The following is a 9163-nucleotide window of genomic DNA, read 5'->3' on the forward strand; positions in this document are numbered from 1 at the left end:
GTCGGGTGCCGCGATCGCCGCCGAGAAGGTCGCCCACGGCGCGAGCCTGGCCGCCGAGCGCGCCGCCGAGGCCGCAGAGGCGACGGCCGACAAGGTGTCCACGGTCGCCCAGCCGAAGAAGAAGGGCGGCAAGACCAAGAAGCTGCTCCTGCTCACCGGCATCGCCGCGATCGCCGCTTTCGTGGCGAAGAAACTCCAGGGCGGCGGCCAGAGCGACAACTGGCAGTCCTCCTACACCCCGACGCCGGCGCCGGCGCCCACGCCGGCACCGGCCCCGACCGACACCGCCGACGACGAGGGCGGTTCCTCGCCCGACGAGGCGCTCGCCGACCAGGCCGAGTCCCCGCACCCGGCCACCACGCCCGACGACCCCGCCACGGTCGTCGACGTGGACGACAAGAACTAGCGTCGGCGACGGAACCGGCCCGGGGTCAGCTCCTCGGGCCGGTTCTGCTGTATCCAGGAGTCGATCCGCTCCCACCACCCGAAGAGCCAGTCGATGCGCTCCTCGCGGCCGGCGGGGATCTCGGCCCGGGGGACCTGCCACCACCGCATGACGATGCGCTTGTCCATCGGCAGCTCCCGCCAGATGTCGCCGACGGTGACCAGGTGGTCGAGGCCGGTGTGCGCCACCAGCACGACGTCGGCGTCCGGTGCGGCGTCCAGCGCCGCCAGGAAGCCCCCGGGCCGCGGCGCGACCACGTGGATCATCCGCTCGGCCCGCGCGGCCATCCGCTCCATGCCGAGCCGGCGCAACCGCTCGATCGCCCGCTGCCGGCGCTGCGGGGTGAAGTTCCCGCCCTCGGGGAAGATCACGAACGCGTCGTTCTCGTCCAGCCCCGTCGCGAGCGCGGTGATCTGCTCCTCGAGCCGTTCGCCCTCGGCCGGGTTGGGCGTGATGAACCGCGCCGGGACCCGGTTCAAGATCACGTCGATCGCGGGGTCCCAGGCGAGCGTGTCCTTGAGCACCACGCGCGGCTCGCGGGCGTACCACGCCATCAAGGTGTGGATCAGCACGAAGGAGTCGCCGGGACCGGCGTGCCGGCAGCACACCAGGATCGGCCGCCCCGGGTGTGCGTCCGGCGCCGGGCCCTCGGTCTCGATCCGCAGCCGCAGCACCCGCCGCGCCTCGCGGAAGAAGACCCACATCGTGCCCTGCACGAGGTCGTAGTGGATGCCCTCGAAGTACGCCGAGCGCAGCCGCCACCCACACCCGGACGCCAGCCAGAGGCCGAACAGCACGACCAGCAGCACCGCCTCGCAGGTGAGGTAGACGATCGCGACCCACAGGATGCGCAGCGGCCGCAGCCGGCCCGGCACCACCGGCGAGAGCGCGGCGGCGCCGATCACCCACAGCGGGAGCGTCACCCACAGCAGGCCGGTCAGCGCGACGACCGCCGGCGCGATGACCAGCCGCCGCAGCAGGCGGATCATCGGTCGTCCGCCGGTCCGAGGTGGTCGGTCAGGTAGGCCGCGGACGCGGCGTACGTCTCGTCGATGCGCTGCTGGATGCCGCAGAAGTCCCGGCTGCCCAACACGGAGTCGTCGCGCCCGGAGGTCCCGCGCGCGGGCAGCACGTACGCCTCGACGTCCTCGGGCAGCTCCTCGAGCTCGCGGATGAACCGGTGCCGCCGCGCGATCTCGAACGACACCCTGGCGACCTCCCACGGTCGCCGCGGCACCGTCAGCGGCCGGTCGATGCGACCGACCTGGAGCACGAAGACCCGGTCCGCGCCGAGGCGCACCGCCCGCGCGAGCGGGATGGAGTTCACGATGCCGCCGTCGAGGAAGTGCTCCTCGCCGACCTTCGCGGGCGGCAGCAGGCCGGGTACGGCGGCGCTGGCGACGACCGCGTCCACGAGGGGACCGGAGTCGAACCAGTGCTCGGCGGCGCGCTCGATGCTCGCCGCGCAGACCTGGAACCGCACCGGCAGGTCCTCGAACGTGAGGTCGCCGAACTCCTCGGCCAGGGCCTGCTGCAGCGGCCGGGCCGACCAGAGGTGGGTTCCGGTCGAGACCGCCCGGCGCACGGTCCGCAGCGGGCGGTCGCCGTACACCTGCTGTGGTTGCGGGCCGCCGGTCCGGCCGGCGCCCTGCCACAGCGCGGTGAGCTTCTCGACCACGCCGAGCTCCGGCTCGCGGGCGACCATGGCGCCGTTGAGCGCGCCGACGCTGGTCCCGAGCACGAGGTCGGGGACGATGCCGCGCTCGAGCAGGGCCCGGAGCATGCCGACCTCGACGGCACCGAGCACGCCGCCCCCGCCGAGCACGAACGCGGTGGTCATCGGCGGTGGCGGACCGGCTAGGCCGGGGTCGACCCGACGAGCTCGGGGCTCTCGGCGCGGACCTTCTGGGTGACCCGGTGCTCGACCCAGAAGATCAGCAGCGGGATCAGGCCGGCGACCAGCATCAGCACCGTGAAGCCGATCGTCCACCGGGCGCGGCGCGCGAGCAGGAACGCGACGACCACGTAGATCATGAAGACCCAGCCGTGGACGACCCAGAGGATGCTGGCGGCCTCGCCGAAGTTCTGCAGGCTGCTGTCCTCGGTGGCGAGGTACTTCAGGGGCGCCGCGACCAGCGCGCAGAAGGCGAGCAGGACGCCGACGATCATCGCGAGCACCCGGTAGGTGTTGAACAGGTTCTTCACGAGGCCACCTTACGGACCGACGCCCGAGCGCTCCTCGGCCCGCTCGGCGGCGGGGGCGTCCTCGTCGGGTCCCGCGTTGGTCTCGGCGACCCACCGCCACCAGATGAACAGCGCGAACGCGCCGAAGAACCACCACTCGATCGCGTACAGCAGGTTGCGCACCGCGGTGAGCGCGTCGACCTCCGGCAGCTGCTCGAGCGTCGCGGGCTCGAGGCCCGGCCCGGGCGTCTCGGCGACGCCGTACGCGCCGTAGAGGTCCTGGTCGACGTGCTGGATGACGTCGGCGATCCGCAGCTGGGGCAAGACGTCGTCCGACGGGTCGTCGTCGGCCTCGCCGGTGCCCTCCGGCGGTTGCAGCCAGGCCACGAGCTCGGCCGGCCCTGTGGGCGCTTCGGGCGCGGCGTCGAGGTCGGCGACCCACCCGCGCACGACCGGCAGCGCCGAGCCGGCGGTCCCGTCGACCGCGAGCGGTGTCACGACCCAGTAGCCCTCGCGCCCCTGGTGCTCCCGGCCGGAGACGTAGACGGTGCCCGCCGGCACCCAGGTGCCCGCCACCCGCACCGGCTGGCCGATGCGGTTGCCGGGGAACGGGTCGTCGGGGCCGATCACCTCCGCCAGCGGCATCGGGTCGGCGTGGGTGAGGTCGGCGGCCTCCGCGCGCCGGTGGTCCTGCCACGCCCCGAACTGCCACAGCCCCAGCCACGCGGCGATGCCGACGAGCACCAGGGCGAGCAGGTGCGCTCCCCAGTACCGCGGGGCGAGCGAGCGGGGCACGGCTCCAGGGTACGCAGCGGCCGGAGGCGTCCAGGCTCCGGTCGATCTGGTCAGACCACTTGACCACCGAACCGCCGCGATCTACGGTCGTCGGCATGCCGCTGCAGCCCGTGACCCGACGCTCGGTCCCCGACGAGGTGTTCGACCAGGTCCTCTCCGAGGTCGTCGACGGCGGGATCGGCGCCGGCGAGGCGCTGCCCAGCGAGCGCCGGCTCGCCGAGGTGCTCGGCGTCTCCCGCCCGGCGGTGCGCGAGGCGCTCCAGCGGATGGCCCAGACCCGGCTGCTCGACGTACGCCACGGCGGCGCGACGACCGTGCGCGACTTCCGGCGGTACGCCGGGCTCGACCTGCTGCCCCGGCTCCTGGTGCGCCGCGGCGAGCTCGACCCGGCGATCGCCCGGAGCATCCTCGAGGCCCGCCTGGTGGTCGGCCCCGGGGTCGCGGCTCTGGCCGCCGAGCGGGGCGGCCCGGCGCTGGAGGTGCTGCTCACCGAGACGCTCGACGCGCTCGGCGAGACCGACGACGGGGTGCAGCGCCAGGTGCACGCGCTGGCGTTCTGGGATCACGTCGTCGACGCCGCCGACTCGATGGTGTTCCGCCTGATGTTCAACAGCCTGCGCGCGGCCTACGAGCCCGCGCTCGAGGCGCTGGCCCCGCTGATGGCCGAGGAGGTCGACCAGGTCGGCGCCTACCGGGTGCTGACCGCGGCGATCGGCGCCGGCGACCCCGAGACCGCCCGCGCGGCCGCCGACCGGGTGCTCCGCCCGGCCACCACCAGCCTGCTCGCCGCCCTGGCCGCTCTCGACCCAGCCCTGGAGGACCGATGACGAAGAGCGAGATCGAGGAGCTGGCCGCCCGGCGGGTGGCCGCCGACGAGGAGCGGATCACCGGCGCGCGCCGCACGAACGTGTCGCTCGGCCGGGCCTGGTGGTCGTTCTGGCGGCATCCGTCGCCGTGGCTGCTCGGCAGCCTCCTGCTGGTGTCGACGGTCGGCCGGGTCGTCGTCGGCGGCGGTGCGTGGTGGGAGCTGCTCGTTCCCGTCGGCCTGGTGCTCTTGCTGCCGATCATCGAGTGGGTCGTCCACGTCGGCATCCTGCACTGGCGCCCGCGGCAGGTCGGTCCGCTGACCGTCGACCCGCTGCTCTCGCGCAAGCACCGCGCCCACCACGCCGACCCGCGGGCGATCCCGCTGGTCTTCGTGCCGTGGCAGGTCGAGCTGTGGCTGCTCCCGGCGTACGTCGCGATCGCGTGGCTGGCCATGCCCACCACCTCGAGCATGCTCACGCTGCTGGTCGCCGTCTCCGCGATCATGTCCGGCTACGAGTGGACCCACTACCTGCTGCACAGCGACTACCGGCCGCGCTCGCGGTGGTACCGCGCGGTCTGGCGCAACCACCGGCTGCACCACTACAAGAGCGAGCACTACTGGTTCACGGTGACGACCGCCGGCACCGCCGACCGGCTGTTCGGCACCTACCCCGACCCGGCCACGGTCCCGACCTCGCCGACCGTGCGCTCGCTGCACGCCCGCGAAGGACTCTGAGCTACGTCAGCTCCTCGGCCAGCACGCGCAGGTCGCCGACGGCGCGGTTCGCGCCCGCAGCGGCGAGGGCTGCCGCGTCCCACGTCGTGGTGACACCGACGACCGTGTCGACCCCGGCAGCCACCGCGGCGCGTACGCCGGCGGGGGAGTCCTCCACCGCGACCGCGTCGGCCGCGGGGACACCCAGGCGGCGGCAGGCCAGGTCGTAGCCCGCCGGGTCGGGCTTGCCGTCGGTGACGTCCTCGGCAGTGACCAGCACCTCGACGTCCGCGAGCCCGGGCAACGGGCCGGCCGCCAGGCGGCGTACCCAGGCCGGACCGGCGGAGGTCACGATCGCCACCGGCACCCCGAGGCGCGCCGCGGCCTCGAGCAGCGCGGCGGCGCCGGGCACCGGCTCGGGCAGGGCCTCCGGATCGATGCAGGCCATCACCTCGCGGGCGAGGGCGTGGCCGTCCTCACCGGTCCAGGGCCCGGCCTCGGTCGCGAAGACGTCGGCGGCTCGGCGGCCGGTGAACAGCGACAGGTCCGGCACCTCCCAGCCATGGCCCTCGAAGAACCGCCGGTAGGCCGCACGGTGCATCGGCTCGGTGTCGACCAGGGTCCCGTCGAGGTCGAGGAGCAGCGCCGCGGCTCGGCTCGGCCGGGTCATGGAGTGACGGTGAACAGCACCTCGCCGATGACGGCGCGGGCCCCGTCCTCCGGTGGCGGCACCGTGCCCTTCGGGCGCTCCATCGCGACCACCGGGACCATCGGCGAGATCCCCTGCGCGGCGATGGCCGCGGGGTCCCAGCGCACCATCGGGTCGCCGGTCGCCACCGTGGCGCCCTTCTCGGTCAGCACCTCGAACCCCTCGCCCTGCAGCCGCACGGTGTCGATGCCGAGGTGCACCAGCACGGCCACCCCGCTGGCGCCCATGACGACGAACGCGTGGGGGTGGACCACCATGACCGTGCCGTCGATCGGGGCGAGCACCGTGACCTCGCCCGGATCGGGATCGATGGTGAGGCCGGGACCCATCATCTCGGTCGAGAACACCGGGTCCGGCGTCTCCGACAACGGCACCACGCGTCCGGGACAGGGCGCGTAGACCGGGACCGTCACATCAGGTCCTCGATGTCCTCGGCGAGCGTGTCCGCCTCGGGGCCGACCACCACCTGGACGACGTTGCCGGTCGCGATGACCCCATGGGCCCCCGCGGCGCGCAGCGCCTTCTCGTCGACCTTCGCGCCGTCGTGCACCTCGGTGCGCAGGCGGGTGATGCAGGGCTCGATCTCGACGATGTTCTCCGCCCCGCCGAGCCCGGCGAGGATCTGTTCGGCCTTGCTGCTCATGGTCACGCTCCTCGTGAGGGGTCCTTGACAAGGATGCCCGATGTGATCATCCTCACTGGTACGTACCAGAACGTACCAACCCTCACCGCAGGGTGTCGAGAGGAGCTCCGTGGCAGCGAGGCAGTCCGGACGGGTGGTCCTCTCGGGGCCGCGGCCCAAGCACGCGCAGCTGCGCGACGCGCTCGCCGAGCTCGCCACCACCGAGCTCGGACCGGACGCCGCGATCCCGTCCGAGCGCGAGCTGATGGCGACGTACGCCGTCTCCCGCGACACCGTGCGCAAGGCGATCAACGCGCTCGTGGGCGACGGCTTGCTGGTCAAGGTGCACGGCCGCGGGACGTTCGTGGCGCGGCCGCGGCTGGAGACCCGGCTGCACCTGGCGTCGTTCAGCCAGGACATGCGCCGGCGCGGCTTCACACCCTCCACCCGGCTGCTCGCGATCGAGCGGACCCAGCCGCCCGCGGAGGTGGCAGAGGCGCTCGACCTCGGTCGCGATGCCGAGGCCTGGCGCCTGGACCGCGTGCGTCTCGCGGACGGCGAGCCGATCGCGCTCGAGAACGGCTGGCACCCGGCCGACGTCCTGCCCGGGCTCGACCGGCACGACCTCGGCGGCTCGCTCTACGAGCTCCTCGCCCACGAGTACGGGCTGGTCATCGACTCCGCCGAGCAGACCCTGTGGGGCGAGTCGGCCGGCGAGGCCGTGGCCGCGCGCCTCGACGCGCCCCTGCACACGCCACTCCTGGTGTTCCGTCGCGTCTCGCGCGCCGGCTCCCGCCCGATCGAGTACGTCGTCTCGCGCTACCGCGGCGATCGCTACGAGGTCCACATGTCGCTGGGTCGTGACGACATCGACCCGAGCTCCACCACCGAAGGGAAGTAGCAGTGAGCACAGCAGATGCGGCAGCCTCGGGCGCTGAGTCCCGACGCTCCCGGTTCAACATGGCCCCGTTGCAGAAGTTCGGCCGCAGCCTGATGCTGCCGATCGCCGCCCTCCCCGCGGCGGCGCTGCTGCTGCGGCTCGGCCAGGACGACCTGCTCGGCAAGGACGGCCTGGAGTGGGTCAAGGTAGCGGCCGTCATCGGCGCCGCGGGCAACGCGCTGTTCGCGAACCTCCCGCTGCTGTTCGCGGTCGGCGTCGCGATCGGCATGGCCAAGAAGGCCGACGGGTCGACGGCCCTGGCCGCGGTGGTGGGCTACCTGGTGTTCAAGGCCGTCGGCGACGCGATGTCGCCGTACATCCTCGACCTGGCCGACGACGGCACCCAGCCGCTGATCAACTACGGCGTGCTGGGCGGCATCGTGATGGGGCTGCTCTCGGCGTACCTCTGGCAGCGCTACCACCGGATCAAGCTGCCTCCCTACCTGGCGTTCTTCGGCGGCCGCCGGTTCGTCCCGATCATCACCGCGTTCGTCGCGATCATCGTGTCGGTGCTGATGAGCCTGGTCTACCAGTGGTTCGACGCCGGCATCACCAACCTCGGCGAGTGGGTGACCGACAACGACGTGATCGGCGGCTTCGTCTACGGCACGCTCAACCGGCTGCTGATCCCGCTCGGGCTGCACCACATCCTCAACAACCCGCCGTGGTTCGTGTTCGGCACCTACGAGACCGGCGGGGAGACCTTCCACGGCGACATCGCCCGCTTCCTGAACGGCGACCCGACCGCCGGAGCGTTCATGACCGGGTTCTTCCCGATCATGATGTTCGCGCTGCCCGCCGCCGCGCTCGCGATCTGGCACGAGGCGCGCCCGGAGCAGAAGAAGGTCGTCGGCGGCATCATGCTCTCCGGTGCCCTCACCTCGTTCCTGACCGGTGTCACCGAGCCGCTGGAGTTCGCGTTCATGTTCGTGGCCTGGCCGCTCTACGTGATGCACGCGGTGCTGACCGGCACCTCGCTGGCACTGGTGAACGCGCTCGACATCAAGGACGGGTTCGGCTTCTCCGCCGGGTTGTTCGACTACGTGCTGAACTTCAACATCGCCACCGATCCGCTCTGGTTGATCGTGATCGGGCTGGGGTACGCCGTCGTGTACTACTTCGGGTTCCGCTTCGTGATCCGGACGTGGAACCTGCGGACGCCGGGCCGCGAGGAGGAGGGCGAGGAGTCGCTGGTCACCGCGGACACGAGCGCCTAGTGCTGGTCGCTGCCGATCGCATCGTCACCCCGGCGCGGGTCCTCGCGCCGGGGTGGCTGCTCGTCGAGGGCGCCCGGGTCGCGGAGGTCGGGTCGGGTGATCCCCCTCGGCCACCCGACGTCGCACTCCCCGGAGCGACCGTCGTGCCGGGGTTCGTCGACGTGCACACCCACGGCGGCGGCGGGGCGTCCTTCGACGGCGGCGACGCCGACGCGGTGGCGACCGGCGTACGCACTCACCTGGCGCACGGCACCACCTCGACGGTCGCCAGCCTGGTCAGCGCGTCCCCCGAGGCCCTGCTCGGCGCGGTCCGGCGCCTGGCCGACCTCGCCGACGACGGCCTGCTGGCCGGCATCCACCTCGAGGGGCCGTGGCTGAGCGCCCGGCGGGCCGGCGCCCACGACCCGCGGGTGCTCCGCGATCCCGAGCCCGCGGAGATCGACGCGTTGCTCGATGCGGGTCGCGGCCACGTCCGGATGGTCACGCTGGCCCCGGAGCGCGCCGGCGGGCTCGAGGCGGTCCGGCGACTGGTCCGGGCCGGGGTGGCGGTCGCGATCGGGCACACGGAGGCGACGTACGACGAGACCCGTGCGGCGCTGGAGGCGGGAGCGAGCGTCGCGACCCACCTGTTCAACGCGATGCCCGCCCTGCACCACCGGGCCCCGGGCCCGGTGGCGGCGCTGCTCGAGCACCCGGATGCCTACGTCGAGCTGGTCGCCGACGGCGTGC

12 protein-coding genes and 1 pseudogene are annotated in these 9163 nt (G+C 73.2%); 6 read left to right on the top strand and 7 right to left on the bottom strand.

The window, feature by feature from the left end; translation table 11 throughout:
• Window positions 1-406 (top strand): annotated as a pseudogene (locus tag VGD85_RS00045) (hypothetical protein); the annotation flags it as partial.
• Here the strand turns inward: VGD85_RS00045 and VGD85_RS00050 are convergent.
• The 4 genes from VGD85_RS00050 to VGD85_RS00065 are packed head-to-tail and all read right to left on the bottom strand — an operon-like array spanning window position 403 to window position 3424.
• Window positions 403-1434, bottom strand: a complete 1032-nt coding sequence (locus VGD85_RS00050; RefSeq protein ID WP_331061398.1) for a 1-acyl-sn-glycerol-3-phosphate acyltransferase — start codon at window positions 1432-1434, stop codon at window positions 403-405. The pseudogene VGD85_RS00045 and the gene VGD85_RS00050 sit on opposite strands and share 4 nt — an antisense overlap.
• Window positions 1431-2285 (bottom strand): patatin-like phospholipase family protein, encoded by an 855-nt coding sequence (locus VGD85_RS00055; protein ID WP_331061399.1) that lies wholly within the window; start codon window positions 2283-2285, stop codon window positions 1431-1433. The genes VGD85_RS00050 and VGD85_RS00055 overlap by 4 nt, the downstream gene beginning before the upstream one ends.
• Before the next feature lie 17 nt (window positions 2286-2302).
• Window positions 2303-2650, bottom strand: a complete 348-nt coding sequence (locus VGD85_RS00060; protein WP_331061400.1) for a DUF3817 domain-containing protein — start codon at window positions 2648-2650, stop codon at window positions 2303-2305.
• Window positions 2651-2659: 9 nt separating this feature from the next.
• Window positions 2660-3424, bottom strand: a complete 765-nt coding sequence (locus VGD85_RS00065; RefSeq protein WP_331061401.1) for an SURF1 family protein — start codon at window positions 3422-3424, stop codon at window positions 2660-2662.
• Window positions 3425-3519: 95 nt separating this feature from the next.
• Here VGD85_RS00065 and VGD85_RS00070 point away from each other — a divergent pair, with 95 nt between their 5' ends.
• Both VGD85_RS00070 and VGD85_RS00075 read left to right on the top strand, forming a co-directional pair.
• The gene (locus VGD85_RS00070) at window positions 3520-4251 is read left to right on the top strand and encodes a FadR/GntR family transcriptional regulator (RefSeq protein WP_331061402.1); all 732 of its coding nucleotides are present in this window, start codon (window positions 3520-3522) and stop codon (window positions 4249-4251) included.
• Window positions 4248-4967, top strand: coding sequence for a sterol desaturase family protein (locus VGD85_RS00075; RefSeq protein WP_331061403.1), 720 nt, complete (start codon window positions 4248-4250; stop codon window positions 4965-4967). Before VGD85_RS00070 ends, VGD85_RS00075 begins: the two co-directional genes overlap by 4 nt.
• 1 nt (window position 4968) lies before the next feature.
• Here VGD85_RS00075 and VGD85_RS00080 read toward each other — a convergent pair whose 3' ends face one another.
• From VGD85_RS00080 to VGD85_RS00090, 3 genes are read right to left on the bottom strand one after another with little or no spacing between them, the layout of a single operon-like run.
• Entirely contained in the window at window positions 4969-5616 is a 648-nt protein-coding gene (locus VGD85_RS00080) for an HAD family phosphatase (RefSeq protein WP_331061404.1), read from the bottom strand.
• Window positions 5613-6068 carry a PTS glucose transporter subunit IIA gene (locus VGD85_RS00085; RefSeq protein WP_331061405.1) on the bottom strand — a complete coding sequence of 152 codons (456 nt, stop codon included), beginning with the start codon at window positions 6066-6068 and terminating at the stop codon, window positions 5613-5615. The genes VGD85_RS00080 and VGD85_RS00085 overlap by 4 nt, the downstream gene beginning before the upstream one ends.
• Window positions 6065-6298, bottom strand: coding sequence for a PTS glucose/sucrose transporter subunit IIB (locus tag VGD85_RS00090; RefSeq protein WP_331061406.1), 234 nt, complete (start codon window positions 6296-6298; stop codon window positions 6065-6067). The genes VGD85_RS00085 and VGD85_RS00090 overlap by 4 nt, the downstream gene beginning before the upstream one ends.
• A 109-nt stretch (window positions 6299-6407) precedes the next feature.
• On the opposite strand from VGD85_RS00090, the gene VGD85_RS00095 reads away from it, so the two are divergent.
• The 3 genes from VGD85_RS00095 to VGD85_RS00105 form a co-directional block, all read left to right on the top strand.
• Window positions 6408-7178 carry a GntR family transcriptional regulator gene (locus tag VGD85_RS00095; RefSeq protein WP_331061407.1) on the top strand — a complete coding sequence of 257 codons (771 nt, stop codon included), beginning with the start codon at window positions 6408-6410 and terminating at the stop codon, window positions 7176-7178.
• Between the two features lie 59 nt (window positions 7179-7237).
• Window positions 7238-8434 (top strand): PTS transporter subunit EIIC, encoded by a 1197-nt coding sequence (locus tag VGD85_RS00100; protein WP_331061408.1) that lies wholly within the window; start codon window positions 7238-7240, stop codon window positions 8432-8434.
• Window positions 8434-9163, top strand: a 730-nt coding sequence (locus VGD85_RS00105) for an N-acetylglucosamine-6-phosphate deacetylase (protein WP_331061409.1), incomplete at its 3' end; no start/stop codon positions are given. The genes VGD85_RS00100 and VGD85_RS00105, both read left to right, overlap by 1 nt.

The organism is Nocardioides sp. (assembly GCF_036401255.1).
Lineage (GTDB): Bacteria > Actinomycetota > Actinomycetes > Propionibacteriales > Nocardioidaceae > Nocardioides.